Below are 25,825 nucleotides of genomic sequence, written 5' to 3' on the forward strand. Positions count from 1 at the left end.
CGTGCCCCCTCAGCCGTGCTCGCTGTCGTCCGGCCACACGCCGATGTGGTCCGTCTCCAGTTCCAGTGCCACGCGGTCCCGCATGCCCAGGGCCTCGGTGTACTCGGCGGGGAGCTGCAGGCGGCCGGCGCGGTCGAGCATGGCGTACTCGCGGGCCACGACCGTCTCGTGGCCGGTAGTCGCGTCCACCTCGCTGCGGCGCAGCACCTCGGTGGAGGTGCGGCCGTCGCGGATGGCCACCGTGCGGCGGACCTCGCTCGCCACCGCCTGGTCGTGGGTGACGATGACGATGGTCGTGCCGAGCCGCTCGTTGGCGGTGCGGAACGCGGCGAAGATCTGCTCCGCGGTGTGGGAGTCCAGCTCACCGGTGGGCTCGTCGGCGAGCAGGACGGCGGGCGCGTTGGCGAGGGCCACGGCGATCGCCACGCGCTGCTGCTGACCGCCGGACATCTCGCGCGGGTGGCGGTCCCGGCAGTCCGCCACCTCCAGCAGGTCCAGCAGCTCCAGGGCGCGCTCGCCCTGTGCCCTGCGGGCCGTCCGGCCGGACAGCCCGACGCGGCCGGCCAGTTGCATCGGCAGGGTGACGTTCTGGGCCGCGGTGAGGTAGGGGAGCAGGTTGCGGGCCGTCTGCTGCCAGACGAAGCCCACGGTTCTGCGGCGGTAGGCGAGGCGGTCCTTCGGGGTCATCGCGAGCAGGTCGTGGTCGGCGACCCGGGCCGCGCCGGCGGTGGGGGTGTCCAGCCCGGCGAGGATGTTCATCAGGGTGGACTTGCCGCTGCCGGACGCGCCGACCAGGGCCATCAGCTCGCCCTCGCGGACCAGCAGATCCAGTCCCTGCAGGGCCTGGACCTCGATGCCGTCCGTGGTGAAGATCCGGACCAGGCGGTCGCAGGTGATCAGGGCGTCGTGGCCGTAGGCGGGAGTGTCGCGGGCCGAGGTCGCGCGGGTGGTCAGGTCGGCGAGGGTCGGGTTCGTGGTCACTGCGGCCTCCTGAAGTCGTCCGGCTTGCTCATCGCGCGTCCCCCGCCCTCAGCTCGCCCACCGAGCCCCGCCTCCCCGACCACCACGCCTGCACCCCGGCCACCCCCACGGTCACCAGCACCACCGCCGCGGCCGGGACCGCCAGGGACAGCGGGGAGGTGCTCAACTCGGCCCGGCCCGCGGGCGACTGGGCGGTGGCCAGGGCGATGGTGGTCAGATCGATGCCCGGGGACAGCAGGGCCACGGTCGCCCACCCCGTCAACGCGCCGCCCACCGCCGCCAGTACCGCCTGGGGCAGGGACTCCAGGATCAGCAGCCGACGGCCCTGGGCGCGGGTGAGTCCCATGGTGCGCAGCCGGGCCAGCAGGGCGACGCGTTCCGGGGCCGCGCGGAGCAGGGACAGCAGCAGGGCCAGGACCGCGTAGCCCGCGCCCGCCACCACCGCGGCCGTGTAGATGTCCTCGGCGCCCGACTGGAGCGGCGAGCCGGCGTAGCGGGCGCGTTCCCGCGATTTCAGCTGGAGGTGCCCCGCGCCGTCCGTCGCCTCGCGCAGGGCCGCCGCGTCGATGCGCGCGCCGGTCAGGAGCAGGGCGGTCGGGCGGGCCGCCGCCCCCGGCAGCAACTCCCGGTCCACGAGCAGGAACTCGGTGCCCGCCAGGGCCGGGGTGCGCTCGCGGACCGCCGTGACGCGGACGGTGAAGGTGGTGCCGTCCTGGAGGCGTACCTCGATCGGGCGGTCACCGTAGGTCGCGGCGACGGTGGGGGAGGCCACCGCGGGCAGCGCGCCGCCCGTCGTCGTCAACTCGCCCTTGTCGAAGGGCCCCAGGCCCGTCCGGGAGGCCAGCGCCGTGTAGCCGGCCGGGTCCACGCCCACCAGCGGCGCCGTCTCCCGGCCGTCGGCCAGTCGGGCGTCGTAGGCGATGCTCACCGCCGTCACGTCCTGGACGCCCGGCGTACGGCGGACGCGTTCGGGCAGCGCGGCGGGCAGGGGCTCGTTCGCGTCGACGCGGGCGTCGGCGCCGACGGCGAGGAGTGCCGCCCGGTCGCGGGCCTCGCTCACCCCGGACAGGACCGAGCCACCGAAGGCCGCCGTGGTCAGGGCGGTGAGCAGGGCGAGCAGCGGGAGGACCGCGGAGGCGGAGGTGCGGCCCGCGCGGGCCAGGGAGAGAGGGGCGACCACACCGCGCAGGCGGCCGGCCGGGCGGGCCAGCCGGCGCAGCGGGAGCGGGTACAGGCGGACCAGGACCAGGGCCGCGATCACCCCCGTCAACACCGGTGCCACGTACGACAGTTCGCCACCCTGTGAGCCGCGACGGCGCAGGGTCTCCACCGCGACCAGGGCCAGTACCAGCAGGGTGAGTTCGGCGACCGTGCGGCGCCGGGAGGGGCGTGCCGTGGCCACGTCCTCGCGGCCGGTGTGGATCCGTACGACCCGGTGGACGACGACCGCGCGCAGGGGCAGCGCGGCGCAGGCGGCGACCGTCACCGCGACGGCCGCCGCGAGCGCGTATGGGGTGCGGCCCTCGGGGATCAGCAGCAGCGCGGCCGTCAGGCCCAGGGCACCCGCGGGGACGGCCACCGTCGCCGTCTCGGCGGACAACCGGCCCGCCAGGCCCCGCAGGGACGCGCCGCGGGCCCGCAGCAGGGCGAGTTCGGTGCGCCGGCGGTCGGCCGCGAGCCCGCCCGCCATCAGCAGCACCACGCCCGCCACGGTGCCCGCGCCGACCGCGGCGACGGAGACCAGCGGGGTGACGCCCGCCCGCAGCCGCTCGTAGCCGGTCAGGATCTCGTCGAGGTCGGTGTCCGCGTCCGTGAGCGGGCCGGTCAGCTCGCGGATCCTCTGGAGCGTCGGACCGGCTTCCAGGGACGCCACCGCGGACTTCAGACGGTCGGCGTCGTACGCGTGCAGCTGGGCGGTGTCCGGCGCCAACTGCCAGTAGCGCCAGGGGTTTCCGGGGGTGCCCAGCAGGGCCGGGGCCGCGTCGGGGGCGAGCAGCAGGGCGCCGAGCCAGTACTTCTCCGCGTTCGCGCCGGGGACGGGGACCAGCGAGGGGCGGTGCAGGACGGGGTGCGTCGACCAGTAGGCGCCGGCCGGGTCGCGCGGGGTGACGATGCCGGTGACCCGGACCACCAGCGGGTCGCGGCCCTCGCCGGGGACGTGGAACCGGGAACCGACCTTGACGTGCAGGCCGGCGGCCGTCGCCGCGCTGACCGCCGCCTCCACCTCGCGCGTCGCCGCGGTCACCGGCGTCGACGCGCGCGGCAGCCGGCCGGTGACCGGGCCGACGTGGTCCGCGAGGCCTTGCTGGGCGACCAGGGTGACCTGCGCGGGCGTGCCGGTGGGCCGGGGGATCCAGCGGTCCGGCACCTCCAGGCTGGCGGCGGTGCGCACGCCGTACGTCGACTGGGAGGGGTCGGGGACCACGGGCCCGGGAACCGTCGCGAGGATCTTCCGGTACTGGTCGGCCAGGGTCGAGGGGCGGACGTCCTGCTCCGAGATGACGCCGTACTCGGGCTGCGCGTACAGCTGCACGGTCGTCCGGTCGGGGCCCGCCTGCTCGACGGCGCGGTGCAGTCCCGCGTCCTCGTACCGGTCGACCGCGCGCGGGAACGCCGCGGCGAGGCAGGCGGTGAGCGCCACCATCAGGGCGAGGGCGACGGCCGCACCGGGGGCCGCACGCAGCCGGATACGGATCCAGGGGGCACGGACTCGGGTCACCTCACTCGCCCCCCTGTTCCCGCAACGCCGCCACCGGATTCGCCCGCCGTGACGCCAGTACCCCCGTCACCACCAGTGGGGTCACCGCCACTGCCGCCAGCAGCAACACCACACGTGGCAGCGGGAGTTCGACCAGGACGCCCGGCACCGGACGGGTCGCCTCGGAGGTCAGGACGACCAGCGGGATCACCGCGCGGGCCAATGCGGTGCCGAGCGCCGCCCCCACCAGCAGGGCCAGCGTCACCAGGACGCCCTGCTCGACCGCGATCGTGCGGGCGAGCCCGCGCCGCGGGGCGCCCAGCGCGCGCAGCACCGCGAACTCCGGGTCCCGCTCCCGCAGTGACCCCGCCGCGCTCACCGCGAACCCGAGCGCGGCCAGCGCCGCCGCCACCCCGGCCGCCGCCGTGAACGCCGCCTCCGGGCCCGCCCCGAACGGGTCGTCCCGCAACTCCTCGGCGATCTCGTCCCGTACGACGACCTGCGCGGGGTCGAGGTCCGGGCGGGCCCGCAGCGCCGCCGCGACCTCGGTGGGCCGGTCGGTCGCCAGCCACCACTCCGTCGGCGTCACGCTCTCGCCGTACCGCGTCTCCAACGCCCGGTTCACCGACCGTAGATCGACCAGCAGGGCCCCGCCGTCGGTCACGGTCGTCGGCAGCGCCTCGACGGAGGCCACGATCCGCACCGGCAGCGTCCGGCCACCGAACGGCACGTCCACGCGCTGTCCGGTGCGGGCGCCCGCCGAGGCGAGGTAGCGGTCGGTGGCCACGGCCGTGACCTGGGCCGGGGCGGGCTGGGCGACCCGCATGCGGACCGTCAGCGAGGCGATGACCCAGGGGTTGTCGGGCGGCAGGTACCCGGTGCCGTACGCGACCGTCGGCGCTCCCGAGCCGCTCACGCGCGGCTTGCCGGGCAGGTTGCTGCGGTCCGGCGTCTCGACGATCCCGTCGGCGAGCGACCGGGCCGCCCAGTCGGCGGGCAACTCCAGCCTCCGCACCGCCCTGTCCGGCCGTACCGCCTCCAACCTGTCCAGTGTCAGGCGCTGTTGCTGTGACCGGCCGACCGGGAGGGGCTGGACCAGCTGGACGTCCGTGAGGGTCAACGGGCCGGAGGGGACGGCCAGTTCGAGGGCGTGCGGGCGCCCGTCCCCGGTGAGGGTGCCCGCCGGGAGCCGGTACGGGGTGCCGTGGCGGTCCTCCAGCGTCACCGTCGCATCGGCGGCCGTGTCCGCCGCGGCGCCGCTCAGGGTCGCCGTCAGCCGTAGCCGGGAGGTTCCCGCCGGTATCCTCGCGCCCGCCGACGCGTCCTTCGGACCGAGCCCGGCGAGCAGCGGCCCCACCGGGTCGGAGGCCAGGTCCTGGCGCATCAGCACGGTGTCGGAGCTGTGCGCGGTGTCCAGGGCGAGCACGGCCGCCGTGCGGTCGCCGGACAGCGGCAGGTCCGTGCGGACGGCGGGGGCGGCCTGCGTCACGTGCTCGACGGCCGCGTACTCGTCGGTGCGGCCGAGGCCGTCCTGACCGTTGGCCAGCACCCGCACCGGCACCCCGGCCCGGAAGTCGGCCTGGTCGTCCTGCGAGCGGTCCCAGGAGGCGCCCTGGGCGATCGCCAGCATGCCCAGCGCGACGGCGAGGACCAGCAGCAGCACCGGACCCGCGCCGCGGCCCGGGCGGCGGCCGATCTGCCAGCCCGCCAGGGCCGCGGCCAACCCCCGCCCGGCGGCCGCCCGGCGCTCGGCGAGCCGGGCCAGCGGCGGCAGCAGCCGGAGGGTGAGGACCGTACCGGCGAGCAGCGCGAGGGCGGGGGCGGCGACCAGCAGCGGGTCCACACCGAGGGCACCGGAGCTGTCGTCGGTCACGGCGCCGGTGGTCTGGCGGCTCAGCTGCCCGTACGCGACCCCAGCGACCACCAGCAGCCCGAGGTCCGCGCCCGAGCGCAGCGCGCCCGGCAGCGCCCGCGCCCGGCCGGTGGCGAAGGACGAGGTCAGCGCGGGCAGCGTCACCGCCAGGGCACAGCCCAGCGCCACGCCCGCCGCCACCAGCCACACCCCGGCCCGGCCGGCGGCCGGCACCTCCAGACGCAGTCCGATCCGGGCCAGCGCGCCCTGTCCGGCGAGCAGCCGGGTCAGCGGCCCCGCCAGCAGCGGCGCGCACACCACCGCGGGCAGGGCGAGCAGCAGCGCCTCGACGGCGGCCAGACCCGCGACCCGGGGCCGGGAGGCGCCGCGGGCCCTGAGCAGCCGCGTCTCGCCCGTGCGTTGGGAACTGAGCAGCCGGGCCACCAGCAGCAGCGCGCAGCCCGCCAGGAGCCCCAGCTGGAGCGCGACGATCAGCAGGGTGGAACGGGAGACGAGCAGCGAGCGTTCGACACGGTCGAGGGCGGCGGGCAGTTGGGTGTTCGCGGCCGTCGTCCCGCTGAGCGCGGACTCGCCGCGCAGCGCCGAGCCGCCGTCGCGGGCCGCCTCGCGCAGCGCGCCGATCCGCCCGGTCGTCAGGGTCGCGAAGTCGGCCGTCGCCAGCCACCCCGACGACCCGGCGCTCACCCGGCCGCCGGTCAGCGCCTCGGGAGCGGCGAGCAGGGGGCCGTACGTCGTGAAGTCGAGCTGGTTGACCCCGCGGCCGCGCAGGTCGTCCAGGAGCTGCCAGTACGGGGCGTCGGTGCGGGCGGGCCGGTACAGGCCGACGACCGTGATCCGCACGTCCGGGCCGCCGAGGCGGTCGACGAGGGTGAGCCGGGCGCCGGGCCCGAGCCTGAGCAGCCGGGCGGCACTCCGCGGCAGGGCGACCTCGCCGGCGGCGGCGGGCATACGGCCCTCGGTGAGCCGTACCTGGGTGCGGTCCAGGGCCGCGAAGTGCGTCAGATCCGGGTCCCCGGACCGCTCGGCGGCGGGCTGGAGCGAACGGGGCAGCGCGTACGGGCCCGACCGGGCGAGCGTCCGCACGGTGACCGGCAGCCCGTCGAAGGTCTTCCGCGCCCCTTCGCGTACGGCGGTGTCGGCGGCCTCGCGCTCCCCGGCCGGCACGTCGGCCTTGACCACCAGCGCGGTGTCGGCTGCGTTGCGGGAGTCCCCGAGGGAGTGGCGCAGCGCCGCGTCGCCGATCGCGCCCGAGTAGGCGGTGAGGGTGGCCAGGACCGCCGTGGTCAGCAGGACCGCCAGCAGCGCGGCGGCCAGCAGCGGGCGGTGCGCCCGCGCACGCCGCACGACGAACCGCGCGAATCCCCCGAACCCCGTCACCCCGACCCGGCCCCCCGCCGTGTTGTCCAGACCTCCCGGCGATGCTGTCAGAGGGAAGTGGGGGTGGGTAAGCGTTTGTGAGCCGGGCTTGACCGGATCGTGATCGGAATGCAGCGCCCTACGACCGGAATCCGGGACTCAGCCGGTCAGCTCGCGGTGTTCACCATCGAGGCCGCCGCGTACGTCAGGTAGTTCCACAGCGTGTGCTCGTGCTCCTCGGACAGACCGAGCTCGTCCACGGCCACCCGCATGTGCTTCAGCCAGGCGTCGTGCGCCGCCCGGTCCACCTGGAACGGGGCGTGCCGCATCCGCAGCCGGGGGTGACCGCGGTTCTCGCTGTACGTCGTCGGGCCGCCCCAGTACTGCATGAGGAACAGCGCCAGCCGCTCCTCGGCCGGGCCCAGGTCCTCCTCGGGGTACATGGGCTTCAGCAGCGGGTCCTCGGCCACGCCCTGGTAGAAGCGGTGCACGAGACGGCGGAAGGTCTCCTCCCCGCCGACCTGCTCGTAGAAGGTCTGCGTCTGCAGCGTGCCGCGCCGGATCTCTTTCACCCGTCCATGGTCTCAGACGGCAGGGACCAGGACCCGGGGCTTAGGACCTTTGCGGGAAGGGGGGATTCCGGATGGGGCGGCCGTGGTGCTCGCTTCGGGGACGGCCGCGCAGGACAGTGGACCTATGGGTGCGCACGCTCACCGCCGGGACCCGGACGACCTCGCCGTCGAGGCGCGCGCCGCGCTGGTGCACCGGATCGAGGCGAGCGGGGCCTGGGCGGCCGACCCGGTGTGGCGGGCGTCCTTCGAGGCGGTCCCGCGGCACCTGTTCGTGCCGTACTACTACGTCGGCGACGGGGAGGGCGGCCACGAGCGCCGGTGGGGCGAGAGTCCCGACCCGCGCGCCCGGGAGCGCTGGCTGCGCGGGGCGTACGCCGACGCCCCGCTGGCGACCCGGATGCGCGACGGGGAACTGGTCTCCTCCAGCAGCCAGCCCTCGCTCATGGCGATGATGCTGGCCGCCCTGGAGGTGGAGGACGGCGACCGGGTCCTGGAGATCGGCGCGGGCACCGGGTACAACGCGGCCCTGCTCGCGCACCGGCTCGGCGACGACGGGCTCGTCACCACCGTCGACCTGGAACCGGAGATCACCGAGGCGGCCCGGCAGCACCTGGCCGCGGCCGGCCACCACCCGCTCGTCGTCACCGGCGACGGCGCGCGCGGGGTCCCCGAACGCGCCCCCTTCGACAAGGTCATCGCGACCTGCACCCTGGCCTCGGTCCCCCAGGCCTGGCTCGCCCAGTGCACCCCCGGCGCCCGCGTCCTGGCCCCGCTCGCCACCGGCCTGATCGCGCTGACCGTCCGGGACGCCGGCCATGCCGAGGGCCGCTTCCTGCACACACCCGCCTACTTCGTGCCGCTACGGGGAGAGGGGCGCCCGGAGCCGGAGCCCGTGCCGCTCGGCGGAGTGCCGCGCGCGGCCCGCGAGGACGAGCTGTTCCGCTTCCTGGTGACGCTGAGCCGCGGCAGCCTCGATCCGCGGGAGGCCCACCAGTTGTGGGAGCGCGAGGGGCGGCCGCCCCGGGAGCGGTACGGCATCACGGTGAGCGGCGGGCGCGAGTGGGCGTGGCTGGACGATCCGGAGGGGCCGTACGCGTGGCCCCTCCGGTGAGGGTCGAGCCGGTCGAGGCGGCGGTCAGCCGCGGCGGACCGTGATCGTGGTCCAGGCACCCACATGCACCCGGTCACCGTCCTGGAGCGGTACCGGCACGAAGGGCTGGATCGGCTCCTCGGAGCCGTTGACCGTCGTACCGTTCGTCGAGTTCTGGTCGACGACCGCCCAGGTGCCGTCGGGCTGCTGGACCAGGACGGCGTGCTGGTGCGAGACGCCCGGGTCCTCCGGCGGCACCGACAGGTCGATGTCGGGGGTGTCGCCGGTGGAGTGCCGACGGCGGCCGATGGTGATCTGGTTGCCGGTGAGGGTGCGCTGCTGCTCCGGCGAGTAGGCGGGGAGGTTGAGTCCCGCGGCCTCGGGGCCGGAACGCTGCATCATCGCCATGAAGTACTCGCGGTCCGGACCGATGGTCGCGATCCACGTGGTGGGCTGCTGCGGGTAGCCCGAGCCGGGCGGGGCCTGGGTGGCGCCGGGCTGCGGATAGCCGTAGCCACCGCCGGGTCCGGCACCCTGACCGCCGCCGGGGCCGCCGGGCGCGGTGGAGGACGGCGGCGAGATCACCCAGTCGTCGTCACCGCCGCCGAAGCCACCGGGACCGCCGGGGCGGCCCGTCTCCTGCGGGAACGGCGGCGCGGGCGGGCCCCCGGGACCGGACGGCCGGTAGGCCGAGGGGGCGCCACCGGTCGCACCGGGGCCGGCGGGCGGGGTCGGGCCGGGAGGCGGGGGCACCGGTCGCGAGGGGTCGCCACCGAAGGCGCCGGGAGCGCCGGGTGCGTTGGGGCCGCCGGGTCCGCCGAAGCCGCCCGGGCCGCCGGGGTTGCCGGAGCCGTCGAAGCCGCCCTGGCCGCTAGGTCCCCCTTGGCCGCCAGGTCCTCCCTGGCCGCCGGGGCCGTCGTAGCCGCCCGGCCTGCCGGGACCGCCGGGTCCGTTGGGTCCACCCTGGCCGTCGTAGCCGCCCGGGCGACCGGGGCCGCCAGGGCCGCCGAAGCCGCCGGGTCCGCCGGGGTTGTTCGGGTTGCCCGGGGCGTTGGTGGCACCGGGGCCGCCAGGACCGCCGAAGCCGCCGGGGCCACCCGGGCCGCCGGGCGCGTTCGGGTTGCCCTGGCCACCCGGTCCGCCGGGCCCGTTGGGGCCGCCGAAGCCGCCGGGCGCGTTCGTGTTGCCTTGGCCACCGGGTCCACCGGGTCCGCCAGGTCCACCGAAGCCGCCGGGACCGCCGGGGGCGTTCTGGCCGGGGGGTCGGGGCGGGCCCGCGGGGTCGCCGCCGAAGGGCGGGATCGGCTCGGCGGGACGGTTCATCTGGGAGGGGCGGGAGCCCTGGTACTCGTAGGAGTCACCGCCGCCGTAGGACGCGCCGGGCGGCGGGCCCTGGAAGCGGACGCCCGGGCCGGGGGCCGGCGGGCGCGGGGCGGCCGGGGTGTACGAGGTGGCCGTGTTGGTCAGGAAGTTCCACCGGCACTCCTCGCAGAACGGCGCGCCGCCCTCGCGGGGGGTACGGCACTGCGGGCAGAGCTCCGGCTCGGGGTCCGGCACGGCCGACAGGTGCGGGCGGCCGCCCTGGCCGGCGCCCGGCGGGGGCGGCGGGAAGCCGTAACCGCCGGCGGGCGGCGGGGGAGGGGGCGGAGGTACGGCACCAGCCATGCGGTGACCGCAGACCTCGCACCAGTCGTCGGAACCCGACTGGTGTCCGTTCGGGCAGGTCGGCATGTCGGCGCGTCCCCCTCTCCTTCTGCGTCCAACTAGGGTCGTACTCGGGCAGAGCTAGGTCACTTCTTTACACGAACGGTCTTTGTGGACCGCGTCTCGAGAGTCATCTCGTCAGCCTCCTCGACCTTCGCCTTCAACCGCACAGTACCTGTCGCGACATCGACCACGTCCACCACCTTCGCAAGCAGTTTCGCAGTATCGGCGTTCCCCGAGGCGCTCGCGAGCTGAACGGCCCGCCCCAGTTTGGCCGTTGCTCCATCCATATCGCCCGCTTTGCGCAGATCGAGCCCTTGTTGGATGGCCTGTGCCAGTTCCGCCTGGCCGGTGTAGTGGGCGACCTGGGGGTTGATCGACGTCGAGGCGACCATGTCGTCGGTCCACACCGCCCGTACCAGCCCCTGGGCGCCCAAGTTCTGCGCGGTGCCGTCGGGTTGGGGCACCACGAGGGAGACCCGGGCGGCCAGCATCTCCTGGCCGAGGTGCGCGACGGGCACCTCGACGCACAGGTGGTAGTCACGGGACTCGTCTCCCCAGGAGCCCGTGGGGTAGTCCCCGGCGCGCGGGCCGGCCTCGGTGCGGCGGTCGGTCAACTCCACGACGGTGGGGGCGACCTGCTTGACGAACCTGATGGTCGTGCCGACCGGCGTCCACACCCGCAGGGAGACGTCCGCGACCTCCTTGCCCATGGCCGTCTCCATCATCCGCGTGAAGTCGGCGGCGAGCCCGGCCGGGTCGGCGACGATGTCCGCCGTGCCGAGCAGGGCGGAGGCGATCCCTGTGACTTCGCTCACCACCCAGTCGGTGCCCACGCCCCGGGCGTCACAGGTGAAGCGTCCGGCACACGCGTCCAGGGAGGCCTTGAGGTCCTCGGCGGACTCGTGCTCGTTGCGTCCGTCGGTGAGCAGGATGCCGTGCCGGATGGCGACGTCCGCCGAGGACAGCAGCCGGTCGGCGAGCCGCAGCCAGGTGCCGATGGCGGTGCCGCCGCCCGCGCTGAGCTTGCGCAGGGCCTGCTTGGCCTGGTCGCGGGTGGTGGCGTCGGCGACCGCGAGCCGGCCCCCGCCCGGGTACACCTCCTTGGCCACGTGCGTACCGCCGATCACCGCGAAGTGCACCCCGTCGCGCAGGGTGTCGATCGCGGCGGCCGTGGCGTCGCGGGCGTTGCGCATCTTGGTCGGCGGGTAGTCCATCGAGCCCGAGCAGTCGACCATGATCGCCACGGCCGCGTCCGGGCCCCGCCCCGGTCCGTACAGGTGCGGTGCCGTCACCGCGTTACCGATCGTGCCGCCCCCGGTGGAGGTCACCGTGACGATGGCGTTGACCTCACGGCCGCCTTCCGGCAGGTACTCGTTCTGGTACACGTCCATCGCGAACTGCGGCACGTTCGACTTCGAGAAATTGGCCATGCCTGCTGAATCCCCCTCGCAGACCCCACGGTTGTCGTGAGGTGACGACTGTGTGCGGACCGGTCCCCTCCGGCCCGCTGAGGCATCCCCGTAATCGGCCTCAGGCCGATCCTGCCCCCTGGGGCGGCGCGGGGAACGGCACGACGGCCACTGTTACGTTGTCGTGGCCCCCGCCGTCCAGGGCGTGACCGACGAGCACCTGCGCGCTGTGCAGCGGCCGCTCGGCGGCGTCCGGCGGTACGGCCTCGGCCATCTCCTGGGCGGCCTCCGCGTAGTTCCACAGTCCGTCGGTGCACACCACCACCACACCCGCACGGTCCGGCTTGAAGGAAGCGGTGTGCGGCTCCAGTTCGTAGGCGTCCGCGCCGAGCCAGCCGGTGATCGCGTGGGCCCGCTCGTCGGCGTACGCCTCCGTCTCGTTCATCAGCCCCGCCGCGACCATCTGCGCGGCCCACGAGTCGTCCTCGGTGAGCCGGGCCGGCAGCGAGGCGCGGTCCACCGGGACCCAGTAGGCACGGCTGTCCCCGACCCAGCCGACGACCAGCAGGTCGGAGGTGACCACGGCGCCGACGATCGTGCAGGCCGGGGCGTTCTGGTGGGGGGCGTGCTCACGGGCCGTGGCCGGTTCGGCGGCCAGCGAGTTGACCGCGCGGGAGGCGGCGACGATCGCCTCGTGCATGGCCTGCTGCGGGTGCGTGCCGCGCGGCAGGGCGGCCAGCAGCGAGGCGCCGGCCGCGCGGGACGCGGCGAGCGAGGCGTCGTCGGGGCGGGTCGCCGAGGAGACGCCGTCGCAGACGATCGCCACGGCGGCCGAGCGGCCGTCGGGCAGGACGGCGTTGCCGATGGCGAACGCGTCCTCGTTGCGGTGGTGGCGCAAGCCCCGGTCGCTGACGGCGGCGATCGGGCCCGACTCCTGCTCCATGTGGTCGCGTTCGCGAGGCTGGGCGTGTCCGCAGTTCTCGCAGTAGCCGTCGTGGTCGACCCGGCCGGCCCGGCAGGCCACGCACACCTTGACGCCCCCCGGCGGGGTCGGTGTCTCCTGGGCGACCCGCGGGTCGGGCGCCTGGAGCGGGTACTCCTCGGGCTCCGAGGGGTGGTCGAAACGCACACCGGTGACGGGGGAGACCGGGTTGCCGGTGGGCGGCGGCTCGTGGGCCGCCGCCGCGGGCGCGGCCGGCAGCTCCCCGCCGCCGGAGTCGGTGCCCTGGAGGTCCGTCGGCAGATGGGTGGCCGGCGGGGTGTCGGAGCTCGCCGGCGCGGAGGCGGCCGGCCAGGCGGCCCCCTCGGCCGGGCCGGAGCCGTCGATCACGACCGTCGGGGCGTCGTCCGGCGGGGCGGGCACGGCGGACAGGTCGTATCCGCACGCGCCGCAGAAACGGTCACCCGACTCGAGGGGTTCCTCGCAGCTCGGGCACTTCGACAGGGCGGTCGGCTGGGGCATCTGGGACATCAACTACACCCACGTCCGGGGGCGGTAACGGTTGGCACGTTCCACCAGGTCGATCCTCTCCTCGCTGCCCCGGGCCAGCCGGGCCAGCGTGCGGTACGAACGCTCCAGGCCGAAGCGGAGTCCCCGCTCGTCCAGCGCGCTGCCGAGCAGCACTCCGTGTGCGGGTGCGGTGCCCTGGCCACCGGAGAGTACCCAGTCCAGGGCGCAGCCGAGGACCTCGGTCGACAACTGCTCGCGGCGCGCCGGATCGAGGCCGTACGTCTCCAGCGCCTCGACCTGTCCCGCGGCCGCGGTCAGGTCGCCGAGGAACGCCATGTCACCGGTGGCCGTCGTGCGCCCGCGCAGCCGCGCTCGTACGGCGGCCACCCGGGCGGCGGTGTAGTGGATCGACGACTCCGGGACCGACTCCAGCGTCACCACGGCGCTCCGGCGGTCCCCGCTCGCGAGCTGCACGCGGGCCAGGCCGAAGGCGGCGCTCACATAGCTGGGGTCGGTGGACCACACGAGGCGGTAGTACTCGGCGGCGTTGTCGAGCTGCCCGAGCACCTCCGCGCACAGGCCGAGGGCGAGCTTCGGCGCGGGCTCGCCGGGGAAGGCGTCGTAGATCGCGTCGAAGGCGAGCGCGGCGGCCTCGTGGTCCCCGGTGACGAGGGAGGCGACGCCGCGGTACCAGACCACCCGCCAGTCGTCGGGCCGCTCCTCCTCCAGTCGCCGCAGCGCCTCCAGCGCGGTGTGCGCGTCGCCGTTCTCCAGCCACGCCCGGATCTGCCGGAGCCGCGTCTCGACGGAGGGTGCGGGAGCCGCCGCCAGCGCCCCGAGCAGCTCGGCGGCGGCGGTGGCCATGAGCCCCGCGAGGAACCCGGCGTTGGGGTCCGCGGGATCGACCCGGGGCACGGGCAGGGCCAGCGCCGCGGCGGGCGTCGCGACCACCTTGACGAGCGACTCGGCACCGCCGGGCGACGGGAGGGCCGCGCCACCCGGCACCCCGGCACCCACCGGAGGCAGACCGGCGGGAACAGGGGCGGCGGCGACGCTGGGGACCGCGGGCAGAGCACGCGAGGGAACGCCGGCCATGGCCCGGGGCCTGCGCCGCGGTTGCGCCACCCGCGCCCCGAGGCGGGACACCTCCCCGGTCAGCTTCGGGAACAACTCCGTGTCCGTCACCCGCAGTTCGGGCCCGAACAGCGTCGACAGGGCCGGGCGGGCGCGCCCCGTCTGGAGCGACACCACCTCGCGCAGGACGCCGGTCAGCTGCTCGGCCATCTCCTGCGCGGAGGCGAACCGGCGGGCCGGGTCCGGGTCGGTGGCCCGCACCAGGAGCCGGTAGAAGGACTCGTACTGCCGGAAGACCTCGATGTGGTCGGGGTCGGGCAGGGAGTCCACGAAGACGTTGGTGTAGCCCTGGAAGTCGAACGTCAGCACCGCCAGGGTGCGGGCGACCGTGTACAGGTCGGACGCCACCGACGGGCCGACCTCCGCGACCTCCGGCGCCTGGTAGCCCACCGTGCCGTAGATGGCCGACTCGTCGTCGTCCATCCTGCGCACCGCGCCCATGTCGATGAGCTTGAGCTGGTCCTCGGTCTGGATGGCGTTGTCGACCTTGAAGTCGCAGTACAGCAGGTTGCGGCTGTGCAGGTGGCCGAGGGCCTCCAGGGCCTCGATGCCGTACGCGCAGGCCTGCTCCACCGGCAGCGGGTCCCGCTTGCCCGTGGGCGTGCGGCGGCCGTTGGCGATCTCCTTGAGGGACTTGCCGCCGACGTACTCCATGACGATGTAGCCGTCGAGCGAGCCGGTGCGCTGGTCCAGGTGCTCGACGAAGTTGTAGATCCGCACGATGTTGGAGTGCTCGATCTCCGCCAGGAACCGCCGCTCGGAGATCGCCGCGGCCATCGCGTCCTGGTCGCCGGTGTCGAGCAGGCCCTTGAGCACCACCCAGCGGTCCGACACGGCGCGGTCCACCGCGAGATAGACCCAGCCGAGGCCGCCGTGCGCCAGACAGCCCACGACCTCGTACTGGCCGTGCACGATGTCGCCGGCCCCGAGCTTGGGAACGAAGGAGTACGGGTTCCCGCACTTGGTGCAGAAACCCTCCGTGCGGCCCGGCCGGTCGCCGCGGGCGCGGCCCACCGGCGCCCCGCAGTCCGAGCGGGAGCAGAACCGCTTGCGCTCGGGGACCTCCGGGTTCTCCAGGACCATCGCGCGCGGATCGGGGCGCGGCACGCCCGGGACCTGCACCAGACCCACGCCGAGCCGGCTGCGGGCACTGGTGTTGGTCGAGGAGCCGGAGCTGCGCACCGACACCGAACGGCCGGTCGTCCGGCCCGACAGCGGGCGGGAGAGCCGCCCCGACACCGAGCGGCGGGACTTCGACGACTGCGACGACGTACGGGAGCTGGCGCGGGCGCTGGAACGGGAGCTCGCGCTGCCGGAGCCGCCCGTGCCCCTGCCGCCGGCGGTGATCCCGGTCGGCGGGGACCCCACCATGCCCTTCGCCGACACCACCGGCGCCAGACCGCAGGTGTCGCAGTACAGCTCGCCGCCGCCCATGTCCTCGTACGCACCGCCGCAGCCGGGCCGCTGACAGGTCTGCTGTGCCTCACTCATGACGGGGCCTCCCCCCTACGGTCCTCGGGCCCGTCCTGCCCCGGCACCCGCGGGGCGCCGAGCAGTTCGGCGACCGCCCGCTGATAGCGCAGGACGGCCTGTTCGGCGACGCGCAGATCACAGGGCGCGCTCCACAGCATGCGGCGCGCCGCGTCGTACCGCTCGATGAGGAACGGGTCCTCGGCCAGGCCGTGCCGGGCCACCTTCGCCTTGTACGCGTCGAGGCGGCCGCGCAGCTCCGCGCGGACCGCCAGCGGCTGGGTGACCGCGCCCAACGACTCGCGGGCCCGCAGCAGTTCGTCCTCCGCCTTCCGCTCCAGGGACTCCAGGAGCGGGGACAGGCGGTGCCACTGGCCCTGTCTGCGGTACTCGGCGGCCGTCGCCAACTGCTCCTGGAGCGCGGTCGGCGGGCCACTGACCACCGGCACCTCCGTGGAGGCGATCTTCGCCAGCACCTCGCCGCGCGCGATGCGGGCCTCGGCGAGCGTGCGGTCCGCGCGGGAGAGCACGTCACGGAGCCGCACCAGACGCTGCTCGGCGTCCTGCCGGACCGTCAGCACCGCGTCGATCTCCCGGCGCACGTCCTCCAGGGCACGCGCCTCACGGTCGTAGACCGTGGTGTCGGGCCGGCCGCCGCCCGGCGCCGAACTCCCCTGCGCCGGGATCCAAAACGCCAACGGGTCCGACACCACCTCCTCGCGCAGCCGCGACAGGGTGCGGGTGATCCGCTCCAGGTCGTCACCGGCCGGGTGCTCGCCCGGCCGTACGCCCACGGAGTGCGCGAGCTTGCGGGTGCGCTGGAGCTCCGCTGCCAGGAGGTCTATCCGCGCGGGCAGGGCCGACCACACCGCGTCGGCGGCGACCACCATGTCCAGGCTCGTCGCGTACAGCTCGTTCATCCGGTCGACCAGCTCGGCCAGGCTGAACTGCTCGCTGAGCTTGCCCGAACCGCCGTGCAGCGTCGGCGCGTTGGCCGTCGCCGTGGCGCTGCCGGCCACCGTGACCGACGCGCCGCGCAGCAGCTCCGTCAGCTCCGCCAGATCGCCCTGGCTGGACCAGCGGCGCCGGGACCTGATCTCCCGGGCACCGCGCAACGCGTCCGAGTACGCGTCGAAGTACGCCCACAGCAGCGTGATCGTCGCCTCCGCGGACGCCCAGCGGTCCTTGGTGACACCCGTGAGCGCGGCGCCCTCGAGCAGCCTGCGGCCCGCGTGGTCCTGGAGCGCCAGGAGCGAGGTCTCGATCGCCTCGTGCTCCGCGCCGAGCCGCGCCAGCGCACGGTCCACCTCGTCCCGGTCCATCACCGGCCCGGGGGGGTCCGTGACGCCCATCGATCACCTCTCGCTGCTGGGTTGTCGGGTGGGGGATTCGTGTTGCGGTTCCGCCTGGTGGGTGGTGCTTCGCGTCAGCTCTTGCGCAGGTACTCCGGAGCGGGCGGTTCGGACTTCGCCGAGTCCGTCCCCAGTGTCGCCGACAGCCACGTGTCGTACGACGCCTGCCAGCCGCCCGCGGTGTCCTTGCGGTAGTCCACCAGGATCTGGTTGACCCGGCGCACCAGGTCGTCGGCGTCGAGTTTCATCGCCACGCCGTAGTACTCGGTGGTGAAGGGGGCGTCGCCCTTGAGCTCGACCGTCGGGTCCTGCGCGGCCTGGCTGGCGGCGAGCGCCCCGTCGGTGACCACGGCGTCGACCTCACCGAGCTGGAGCCGCACCAGGCAGTCGAGTTGGTTGGGGACGACGGTGGAGGTGATGTCGGTGGAACGGGGGAGCGTCCTGGCCTTCTGGCGCTCGGTCAGCTCGGTGTTGGCCGTCGAACCGGCCGCCGTGCAGACCTTCTTGTCGGCGAGCGTGTCGTCGGGGCCGGTGATCGGCGCGGACTTGGGGGCGAGCACCTGCTGACCCGTCTTGAAGTACGGGGCGGAGAACGCCACGTCGGCCATGCGGGAGCAGTTGATGGTCATCGTGCGGACCACCATGTCGACCCGGCCCGACTGGATCGCCGGGATGCGCTGGTTGGTGGGGATCGCCTTGAACTGCACGGCGTCCGGGTCGCCGAGGATCTCCTTGGCGATCCGGTGCGCCAGGTCGATGTCGAAGCCCTCCAGGGTGTTGCCGGCCTCGTCGTTGTTGGGGTCGCGGTAACCCCAGCGGTAGCTGTTCTGGTCGACGCCCACGATCAGCTTGCGCTTCTCGCCCTGACGGGCCTTGATCTTCTCGATGGTGCCGCCGTCCGCGCCCGACGGGGACAGCGTCTGCTTCTCCGGCGCCTTCTCGATCCGCGGGTCCTGGCAGGGGTCGTCCTCGGCCTTGGCCTGGCTGCCGTGGGCCACGCCCTGGCCGCCGGTGCCCGCACCGTCGCCGGACGGCCGGGTCAGCGGCAGCAGCAGGGCGAAAACGGCGGTGAGGGCGCAGACGACCGCCATCGCCGCCACACCGCCCCAGCCCTTCAGGCCGGCTCGCCTACCTCGTGCGTGTGGTGTCCGCATGGGCTTGCCCCCTCTCACCGGTACTCCGACAGCCTGCGGCCGATGCCCAGCACCGCGCCGGCCGCACCCAGCACGGCGAGCACCGCGGCGCCCACCGGGAGACCCGTCATCGCGTCCAGGCCGTCACCGGCCGCCCGCGCGAACTCGGCCTCCTCGTGGTCGAGCGCCTTGGCGAGGTTGTCGTCGACGCTGTCGAAGCACTCGCCCGTCGCGCCCTTGGCGCCGATGACCCGGTCCAGCGCCTCCTGGTAATTGCCGAACTCGTCCTGCTCACGGGCCGCCGCGTGCCGCTCCTTCCACACCGTCATGTTGCCCTGCGCGGCCGTGACCGGCTGCTTGCCGGAACTGTCGTCGGCGAGCTTCGCCGCCTCGGCCAGGCCCTTGCCGAGGGTGTTCATGTCGGTCTGGAAATCGTGGTCGTAGGCGTCCACGGTGACCTCTTCGCCCTGGGCGTTCTTGACCGTCCTGGTCTCCGCGCCGCGGGCCACCAGGGTCAGGTTCTCGTTGCCGCGCGCCTTCAGGGACGCGATGCGGGCGTCGTGCAGCACGTTCAGCGAGCGGACGCCGTGGTCGTAGGAGTCGTTCAGGCCCGCGCGCGCCACGCTGTGACCGACGATCAGCCACAACAGGACGACCGTGGCGGTCGCCGTCGCGGCCACCAGACCGTGGTTCATGACCCGGTTCGTCCGCCGGTAGTTGCGGTGCTGGGCCCAGGCGAGCGCGGCCAGCGCGACGACGCCGAGGCCGATCGCGGCCCAAGGGTAGGGCGTGGCGTCGGCGTAGTCGGCGCGCAGGCGCTGGTTCTCCTTCTTGTAGAGGTCCTCGGCCGCCGGGAGCATGTCGTTGTGCATCGTGTCGTTGGCGAAGCGCAGCCAGGCGCCGCCGACGGGGAAGCCCTGGCGGTTGTTGGACCGCGCGCGCTCCACGTAGCCCTTGTACGCCGGCAGCAGGCGGTTCAGCTCGGCGACGGTCGCGGCGGCCGGGGAGCCGGGGTCGGAGTTCGCGGCGGCCTTGACCAAGCCGGCCGCGGCCCGGTCGATGTCCCGTTCGTAGCGGTCGCGGGAGGCGGCCGTCTCCTGACCGCCCGCCAGGAAGCCGCTGGAGGCGGCGGTGTTGGCGTCGGCGAGGCTGCGGTAGATGTCGGCGGCGGCGCTGCTGAGGGGCTGGCTCTTGTGCAGGACGTCGTCGGCGGCCGCGGCGCGGTCCGTCGTCTGCCAGGCGGTGACGGCGCCGAAGGCTACGACGAGCGCGGCGAGGAAGGCGCCGATGATGCGCAGGCGGCCGGGTTCGGTGGTGGCTGCGGCGCGTAGGCGGTCGATGCCCTCGGCGAACGCGGTGCGGCGGGCCTCCGGCGGTTCGGCGGTCGGTGGGGTGGTGGTCGTGGGGGTGGTGGGCGGCGGCGGGGTGGGGGTGCCGGTGGGTGGGGGCTGCTGGGGTGGGACGGTGGGCAGCGTGGGCATGCCTGGGCCCGGTGGTGGTGCCGCGCTGCTTTTCGGCGGGTGTGTCACTGTTGACCTCCCCCATGGTCATCCGTCGCCGCAAGTATCGCTGCCGGGAGCGACATCCGCACCGGGCTTCACTGGATCTTGATCGGATTGCAGTGCGGTGCGGTGCGGTGCGATGCGCCGGACCGCGGCATGCCTGGGTGGCCCGCACCATTCCCTGTCCCTTCACACGCGGGGGGAATCTGTTCGGTTCCAGGTTCGGGGGGTGGGGGTGCGCGGCTGTGCCTGCGGCGGCCTGTGGCTTGTGGGTGGGGGTGCGCGTTGCGCCTCCGCGGTGTGTGGGGGGTCGGGGCCGTACCGGGGGGTGTCCGTCCTCGGTCGGGCGGTGCTGTGGGGCCGAGTTGTGCTGTGGGTCGGACGCCCGACACTGCGGGCGGGCACCCCCCGGTACGTCCCCTTCCCGCCGTGGCGCCGGTGGCCGGTCCGTGGGGGCCCATCCAGCCCCGGTGCGTTTTCCCTTTCCGCCGTGGTGGCGGTGGCGGTTCGTGGGGCCCATCCAGCTCCGGTGCGTTTCCCTTTCCGCCGTGGCGCCAGTGCGGTGCGTGGGGGTGGGCGCTTCCAGCCCCGGGGCGTTTTCCTTTCCGCCGTGGTGGCGGTGCGGGTGTGGGGTGTGGTCCGTCGTTCCTCGGTGGTCTACGGCTCGTAGTGGGCTCGTAGGCGTGCCTGGGCGTCCGGGGGGGCTTGTGTGTGGTCCAGGCCCAGTAGGGCCGCGCCCAGTACCGGGCTTGCTGTTACCACCTGGGGTACGGCCTTGGGGGCTCGGGTGGTCAGGCCTTCTTTTATGGCGGTGTCCAGTTGGGGGTGGCGGGCGGCCAGGATGCTGCCGCCCAGGAGGACCGGGGTTTCCTCGTGCAGGAGGTCCAGCCTGGTCAGGGCCACCGTTGCCAGGGTGACTATCTCGTCGGCCAGGCGGTCCACCAGGGCCCGGGCGATCGGGTCGCCGCTCGTTGCCGTGGTGAAGAGGACCGGGGTCAGTTCGTGGCGGCGGGCCTGGGGGAGGTGGTCCAGGTGGAGGGCCTCGATGAGGGCGTACATGGTCGGCAGGCCGAAGTGGGCGGGCAGGGTCCGGGCGAGGGCCGTGTGTTCGCCGCGGCCGTCCTCGGCCCTCGCCGCGTGCCACAGGGCCTCCTCGGTCAGGCCCCACCCTCCGCCCCAGTCACCGGAGATGCGGCCCAGGGCCGGGAAACGGGCGGTGCGGCCGTCGGGGCGCATGCCCACGCAGTTGATGCCGGCGCCGCAGACGACCGCCACGCCCCGGGGCTCGGTGACGCCGGCGCGGAGGACGGCGAAGGTGTCGTTGCGGACCTCCAGCGTCGTGCCCCAGGCGCGGGTTTCGAGGGCGCTTGTCAGGCGCTCCTCCTCTACGGGCAGGTCCGCGTTGGCCAGGCAGGCCGAGACGTGGGTCGCGGCGGTGACGCCGGCTGTCTCGAAGACCTGCGTCACCGCTTCGGCGAGGGTGTCCACGGCCTTCTCTACGCCGACCGCCGGTGGGCGGAAGCCTCCTCCGCGCGCGGTGGACAGGACCGTGCCGTCGGGGGCCACGAGCGCCACGTCGGTCTTGCTGTTGCCCGCGTCGATGGCGAGGACCTGTGCGGTCATGCCCACGCGAGGTGCTCCCGGTTGTGGGCGAGGAGCCGGGTGGTGAGTTGCTCCGCGTACGCGTACTGGCCGACCAGGGGGTGGGAGAGCAGGGCCCGGAAGACGCGCTCGCGGCCGCCGTGCAGGGCCGCCTGGAGGGCCAGGTCCTCGTAGGCCGTCACCGCCGCCATCAGGCCCGCGTGGAGGGGGTCCACCGCGGGCACCGGCAGGGGGGGCGCGCCCTTGCGGTCCACCGCCGCCTGGACCTCGATCACCGCGTCGTCGGGGAGGAAGGGGAGCGTGCCGTCGTTCAGGGTGTTCACCACCTGGTACGGGCTTCCGGCGCCGGTGAGCAGCGCCGCCGTGAGGTCCACGGCGGCCTCCGAGTAGTAGGCGCCGCCGCGCCGGGAGAGGAGCTCGGGCTTCTCGTCCAGGGCCGGGTCGGCGTACAGCGTCAGCAACTGTTCTTCCATCTCCGCCACTTCGGCCGCGCGGGAGGGCTTCGTCCGGAGTTCCCGGACGGCCTCGTCGTGCGCGTAGAAGTAGCGCAGGTAGTACGACGGGACCACGCCCAGGCGGTCCAGCAGGGTGCGGGGCAGGTGCAGGTCGGTCGCGATCGTCTCGCCGTGCCGGGCCAGCAGGCCGGGCAGGACGTCCTCGCCCTCGGGGCCGCCGAGGCGTACGCCGGTCTCCCAGGTGAGGTGGTTCAGGCCCACGTGGTCCAGGTGGATCTCGGTGGGGGCCACGTCGAGCAGGGCGGCGAACTTCCGCTGGAAGCCGATGGCCACGTTGCACAGGCCCACCGCCCGGTGGCCTTCCTGGAGCAGGGCGCGGGTGACGATGCCGACCGGGTTGGTGAAGTCGATGATCCAGGCGCCGGGGTTGGCGCGGCGGACGCGTTCGGCTATGCCTAGGACCACCGGGACCGTGCGCAGGGCCTTCGCGAGGCCGCCCGCGCCAGTGGTCTCCTGGCCGACGCAGCCGCACTCCAGGGGCCAGGTCTCGTCCTGCCGGCGGGCCGCCTGACCGCCTACGCGCAGTTGCAGCAGGACCGCGTCGGCGCCGTCCACGGCCCTGTCGAGGTCGGCGGTCGTCACGATCCGGGCCGGGTGGCCCTGCTTGGCGAAGATACGGCGGGCCAGGGCTCCGATCAGCTCCAGGCGGTCCGTCGCCGGGTCCGTCAGGACCAGTTCGGTCAGGGGGAGGGTGTCCCGCAGCCGGGCGAAGCCGTCGACGAGTTCGGGGGTGTAGGTCGAGCCTCCGCCGACCACGGTGAGTTTCATCGCGTTCAACCCTTTACTCCGGTGAGCGTGACACCCTCCACGAACGCCTTCTGCGCGAAGAAGAACACGAGGATCACGGGGGCCATGACCAGGACGGTCGCGGCCATGGTCAGGTTCCAGTCGGTGTGGTGGGCGCCCTTGAAGGACTCCAGGCCGTAGGAGAGGGTCCAGGCGCCGGGGTTCTCCGAGGCGTAGATCTGCGGGCCGAAGTAGTCGTTCCAGGCGTTGAAGAACTGGAAGAGGGCCACCGCGGCGATGCCCGGCCTCGCCATCGGCAGGACGACCTTCAGCAGGGTGCGCAGGTCCCCGCAGCCGTCCACCTTCGCGGCGTCCAGGTACTCGTTCGGGATCGTCATCAGGAACTGGCGGAGCAGGAAGATCGAGAAGGCGTCGCCGAACGCCAGCGGGACGATCAGGGGCCACAGCGTTCCGGAGAGGTCCAACTGCTTCGCCCAGAACAGGTACATGGGGATCACCACGACCTGCGGGGGCAGCATCATCATCGAGATGACCAGCATCAGGGACAGGGTGCGGCCCCGGAAGCGGAACTTGGCCAGGGCGTACGCCACCGGGACCGAGGAGACGACCACCAGGGCCGTGCCGAGCACCGCGTAGAGGAGGGTGTTGCGCCACCAGGTGAGGAATCCCGGGGTGTCGAGGACCTTCTGGTAGTTGGACCACTCCCAGGGGTGTGGGACCAGGTCGCGGCTGAGGGCCTGGGACTCGCTCATGAGCGAGGTCAGCAGGACGAAGACGAAGGGGAGCGTGAAGAACAGGGCGGCCGCGATGCCGAGGGAGTGGACCGCTATCCATTCGAGGACGCTCCTGCGGCGGGCCGTGCGTTCGACCGGGGAGGTCTTCTGCTCCTTCAACTCCCGCGGCCTGGACAGCGTTTGGGTCATCCGTCAGTCACCTGCCTGGATCAGGCCGCCTCGGCGTCGCATCAGGAGCGCGGTGCAGGCCATGGAGAGGGCGAAGAGGACCAGGGCCACGACACAGGCCGAGCCGTAGTCGAAGCGCTGGAAGCCCAGGTTGTAGACGAGTTGGGGGAGGGTGAGCGTGGACTTCTCCGGGTAGCCGGGCTCGAACATGGTGCCCGCGCCCTGGATCACGCCCGAGGCGACCTTCCCGGCGACCAGGGGCTGTGTGTAGTACTGCATGGTCTGGATCACGCCCGTGACGACCGCGAACATGATGATCGGGGAGATGTTCGGCAGCGTGATGTGGCGGAAGCGCTGCCAGGCCGAGGCACCGTCCAACTCGGCGGCCTCGTACTGCTCCCGGGGGACGTCGAGCAGCGCGGCCATGAAGATGACCATCAGGTCGCCGACGCCCCAGAGCGCGAGCAGGGTCAGGGCGGGCTTGGACCAGGTGGGGTCGTTGAACCAGCCCGGGGCCGGGATGCCGACGCTCTCCAGGAGGGAGTTGACCGGACCCGTACCGGGGTTGAGGAGGAAGGCGAAGGCCATGGTGGCCGCCACCGGCGGGGCCAGGAAGGGCAGGTAGAAGAGGGTGCGGAAGACACCCGTGGCCGTCCTGATCCTGGTGATGAGCACACCGACGCCGAGGCCGAACAGGACCCGCAGGGTGACCATCACGAGCACCAGCCAGAGCGTGTTGCGCAGGGCCGGCCAGAAGTAGGGGTAGCTCTCGAGGACGTAGGTCCAGTTCTTCGTGCCGCTCCACGTCGGCGGCCTGAAGCCGTCGTAGTGCATGAAGGAGAAGTAGACCGTGGAGATCATCGGGTACGCGAAGAACACCGCGAAGCCGATCAGGCAGGGGGACATGAAGGCCAGGGTCCTCAGGGCCGACCTGCGGCGCTTCGAGGCCAGGGTGACGGTGCTCATCGCTACTTCGCCTGCGCGATGTCCGTGTCGATCTGCTTCGCCGTGGCGGCGAGACCAGCCTTGAGGTCCTTGGCCCTGCCGCTCTCGTAGTCGTAGCCGAACTGCTGGATGGTCGTCAGGTAGACACCGCCGTTGGGGGAGGCGGGCGTTGTCGTGGAGTCCGGGTTCGCCGCGATGTCCAGGAAGGTCTTGAAGCGTGGGTCGTACGTGAGGTCAGGGGACTTGAGGGCGGCGAGCGTGGAGGGGACGTTGTGGATGGCGTTGGAGAAGTTCACCACCGCCTCGGTGTCGGTGGTGATGTACCTGACCAGTTCCCAGGCCGCGTTCCGTTTCTTGCTGGTGGCGGCGATGCCGGTGATGGTGCCGGTGATGTAGCCCTTGCCGTACTGGTCCGCCTGGTCGTCCGGGACGGGCAGCGGGGCGACGCCGATCTCGAAGTCCGGATCGGCCTCCAGGGCCATGCCCAGGCGCCATTCGCCGTCGAGCTGCATGGCCACCTGGCCGGTGTGGAAGGGGTGCTTGGGGCCCCACTCGTCGCCCAGCTTGGAGCGGTACTTCTCCAGTTTCCGGTAGCCGCCGAGGTCGTCGACCAGCTTCTTCTGGAGGGTGAAGGAGGCGGCCACGGCCGGGTCCGTGCCGATCGTCGACTTGCCGTCCGCGTCGAAGTAGGTGGGGGTGAACTGGCCCATGTAGTGCTCGGTGGTGGTCTCCCAGCCGTGGTAGTTCGGCATGAAGCCCAGCTGCTGGTAGGTGTCGCCCTGGGGGATCGTCAACTTCTCGGCGACCGACCGGAACTCGGACCAGGTCCGGGGCGGGCTCGTGATGCCGGCCTTCTTGAACGCGGCCTTGTTGTAGTAGAGGCCGTACGCGTCCCCCAGCAGCGGCGCCGTGCAGCGGTTGCCCTCGAACTGGGTGTACTCGTTCATCGCGGCCGGGAAGGTCTTGACCGGGTCGATGCCCGACTTCTCGAAGAACGGGTTGAGGTCGACCAGCGCGCCGGAGGAGCAGAACTTGCCCACGGCGTTGGTGGTGAACGAGGAGATCACGTCCGGTGACTTGGAGCCGCCGGCCCGCAGCGCCTGGTTGATCTTGTCGTCCGTCATGTTGCCCACCACGTTGACGTGGATGTTGGGGTGCGCCTTCTCGAAACCGGCGACCAGGGACGTGACCGCCTTCACCTCGGCGGGCGCGCTCCAGGCGTGCCAGAAGGTGAGCGTGGTCTCGGCGGAGGCGTCGTCGTCGGCGCTCGCACCGGACTGGCCGGTACAGGCGGAGAGGGCGAGCAGGGCCGTCGAGGCGATCAGGGCAAAAGCCGCTGTTCGGGCGCGCTGAGGCATGGCGAGATCTCCCTGGGGCGGGACGTGGG

17 protein-coding genes are annotated in these 25,825 nt (G+C 73.6%); 1 reads left to right on the forward strand and 16 read right to left on the reverse strand.

Annotated elements, in window-relative coordinates; genetic code table 11:
• Nucleotides 1–9: 9 nt before the first annotated feature.
• The 4 genes from ACZ56U_RS15735 to ACZ56U_RS15750 form a co-directional block, all read right to left on the reverse strand.
• Nucleotides 10–981 (reverse strand): ABC transporter ATP-binding protein, encoded by a 972-nt coding sequence (locus tag ACZ56U_RS15735; protein ID WP_469084564.1) that lies wholly within the window; start codon nt 979–981, stop codon nt 10–12.
• A gap of 28 nt (nt 982–1,009) precedes the next feature.
• Entirely contained in the window at nt 1,010–3,700 is a 2,691-nt protein-coding gene (locus ACZ56U_RS15740; protein WP_469084565.1) for an FtsX-like permease family protein, read from the reverse strand.
• Nucleotide 3,701: 1 nt separating this feature from the next.
• Nucleotides 3,702–6,929, reverse strand: coding sequence for an FtsX-like permease family protein (locus tag ACZ56U_RS15745; protein WP_469084566.1), 3,228 nt, complete (start codon nt 6,927–6,929; stop codon nt 3,702–3,704).
• Nucleotides 6,930–7,075: 146 nt separating this feature from the next.
• Nucleotides 7,076–7,480: a globin gene (locus ACZ56U_RS15750; RefSeq protein ID WP_391241183.1), complete on the reverse strand. Its 405-nt coding sequence runs from the start codon at nt 7,478–7,480 to the stop codon at nt 7,076–7,078.
• 124 nt (nt 7,481–7,604) lie between these two features.
• On the opposite strand from ACZ56U_RS15750, the gene ACZ56U_RS15755 reads away from it, so the two are divergent.
• Entirely contained in the window at nt 7,605–8,591 is a 987-nt protein-coding gene (locus tag ACZ56U_RS15755; RefSeq protein ID WP_469084567.1) for a methyltransferase domain-containing protein, read from the forward strand.
• A gap of 24 nt (nt 8,592–8,615) precedes the next feature.
• Here ACZ56U_RS15755 and ACZ56U_RS15760 read toward each other — a convergent pair whose 3' ends face one another.
• The 12 genes from ACZ56U_RS15760 to ACZ56U_RS15815 form a co-directional block, all read right to left on the reverse strand.
• Nucleotides 8,616–10,301: an FHA domain-containing protein gene (locus ACZ56U_RS15760; protein ID WP_469084568.1), complete on the reverse strand. Its 1,686-nt coding sequence runs from the start codon at nt 10,299–10,301 to the stop codon at nt 8,616–8,618.
• A gap of 59 nt (nt 10,302–10,360) precedes the next feature.
• Nucleotides 10,361–11,707: a VWA domain-containing protein gene (locus tag ACZ56U_RS15765; RefSeq protein WP_469084569.1), complete on the reverse strand. Its 1,347-nt coding sequence runs from the start codon at nt 11,705–11,707 to the stop codon at nt 10,361–10,363.
• Between the two features lie 100 nt (nt 11,708–11,807).
• Nucleotides 11,808–13,160 (reverse strand): PP2C family serine/threonine-protein phosphatase, encoded by a 1,353-nt coding sequence (locus ACZ56U_RS15770; RefSeq protein ID WP_469084570.1) that lies wholly within the window; start codon nt 13,158–13,160, stop codon nt 11,808–11,810.
• Complete coding sequence (locus ACZ56U_RS15775; protein WP_469084571.1) at nt 13,161–15,761, reverse strand: serine/threonine-protein kinase; 2,601 nt, start codon at nt 15,759–15,761, stop codon at nt 13,161–13,163.
• A complete protein-coding gene (locus tag ACZ56U_RS15780) occupies nt 15,758–17,092 on the reverse strand; it encodes a coiled-coil domain-containing protein (RefSeq protein WP_469084572.1) in 1,335 nt (444 codons plus the stop codon). Before ACZ56U_RS15780 ends, ACZ56U_RS15775 begins: the two co-directional genes overlap by 4 nt.
• Nucleotides 17,093–17,166: 74 nt before the next feature.
• Nucleotides 17,167–18,246, reverse strand: coding sequence for a glutamate ABC transporter substrate-binding protein (locus ACZ56U_RS15785; RefSeq protein WP_469084573.1), 1,080 nt, complete (start codon nt 18,244–18,246; stop codon nt 17,167–17,169).
• A gap of 14 nt (nt 18,247–18,260) precedes the next feature.
• Nucleotides 18,261–19,706: a hypothetical protein gene (locus ACZ56U_RS15790; RefSeq protein WP_469084574.1), complete on the reverse strand. Its 1,446-nt coding sequence runs from the start codon at nt 19,704–19,706 to the stop codon at nt 18,261–18,263.
• Nucleotides 19,707–20,384: 678 nt separating this feature from the next.
• Entirely contained in the window at nt 20,385–21,350 is a 966-nt protein-coding gene (locus tag ACZ56U_RS15795) for an N-acetylglucosamine kinase (RefSeq protein ID WP_469084575.1), read from the reverse strand.
• A complete protein-coding gene (locus tag ACZ56U_RS15800; protein WP_469084576.1) occupies nt 21,347–22,612 on the reverse strand; it encodes a 6-phospho-beta-glucosidase in 1,266 nt (421 codons plus the stop codon). Before ACZ56U_RS15800 ends, ACZ56U_RS15795 begins: the two co-directional genes overlap by 4 nt.
• A 5-nt stretch (nt 22,613–22,617) precedes the next feature.
• Nucleotides 22,618–23,514, reverse strand: a complete 897-nt coding sequence (locus tag ACZ56U_RS15805; RefSeq protein WP_469084577.1) for a carbohydrate ABC transporter permease — start codon at nt 23,512–23,514, stop codon at nt 22,618–22,620.
• A gap of 3 nt (nt 23,515–23,517) precedes the next feature.
• The gene (locus ACZ56U_RS15810) at nt 23,518–24,459 is read right to left on the reverse strand and encodes a carbohydrate ABC transporter permease (RefSeq protein WP_469084578.1); all 942 of its coding nucleotides are present in this window, start codon (nt 24,457–24,459) and stop codon (nt 23,518–23,520) included.
• A 2-nt stretch (nt 24,460–24,461) separates the two neighbouring features.
• A complete protein-coding gene (locus ACZ56U_RS15815) occupies nt 24,462–25,796 on the reverse strand; it encodes an ABC transporter substrate-binding protein (protein ID WP_469084579.1) in 1,335 nt (444 codons plus the stop codon).
• Nucleotides 25,797–25,825: the final 29 nt, after the last annotated feature.

This window comes from Streptomyces sp. NPDC034103 (assembly GCF_055575395.1).

What these genes read in the sequence shown, in the direction of transcription:
- ACZ56U_RS15790 (WP_469084574.1), bottom strand. Translation starts at nt 19,706, where the DNA reads ATGCCCACGCTGCCCACCGTCCCACCCCAGCAGCCCCCACCCACCGGC.
- ACZ56U_RS15810 (WP_469084578.1), bottom strand. Translation starts at nt 24,459, where the DNA reads ATGAGCACCGTCACCCTGGCCTCGAAGCGCCGCAGGTCGGCCCTGAGG.
- ACZ56U_RS15760 (WP_469084568.1), bottom strand. Translation starts at nt 10,301, where the DNA reads ATGCCGACCTGCCCGAACGGACACCAGTCGGGTTCCGACGACTGGTGC.
- ACZ56U_RS15800 (WP_469084576.1), bottom strand. Translation starts at nt 22,612, where the DNA reads ATGAAACTCACCGTGGTCGGCGGAGGCTCGACCTACACCCCCGAACTC.
- ACZ56U_RS15780 (WP_469084572.1), bottom strand. Translation starts at nt 17,092, where the DNA reads ATGGGCGTCACGGACCCCCCCGGGCCGGTGATGGACCGGGACGAGGTG.
- ACZ56U_RS15795 (WP_469084575.1), bottom strand. Translation starts at nt 21,350, where the DNA reads ATGACCGCACAGGTCCTCGCCATCGACGCGGGCAACAGCAAGACCGAC.
- ACZ56U_RS15755 (WP_469084567.1), top strand. Translation starts at nt 7,605, where the DNA reads ATGGGTGCGCACGCTCACCGCCGGGACCCGGACGACCTCGCCGTCGAG.
- ACZ56U_RS15765 (WP_469084569.1), bottom strand. Translation starts at nt 11,707, where the DNA reads ATGGCCAATTTCTCGAAGTCGAACGTGCCGCAGTTCGCGATGGACGTG.
- ACZ56U_RS15775 (WP_469084571.1), bottom strand. Translation starts at nt 15,761, where the DNA reads ATGAGTGAGGCACAGCAGACCTGTCAGCGGCCCGGCTGCGGCGGTGCG.
- ACZ56U_RS15805 (WP_469084577.1), bottom strand. Translation starts at nt 23,514, where the DNA reads ATGACCCAAACGCTGTCCAGGCCGCGGGAGTTGAAGGAGCAGAAGACC.
- ACZ56U_RS15815 (WP_469084579.1), bottom strand. Translation starts at nt 25,796, where the DNA reads ATGCCTCAGCGCGCCCGAACAGCGGCTTTTGCCCTGATCGCCTCGACG.
- ACZ56U_RS15785 (WP_469084573.1), bottom strand. Translation starts at nt 18,246, where the DNA reads ATGCGGACACCACACGCACGAGGTAGGCGAGCCGGCCTGAAGGGCTGG.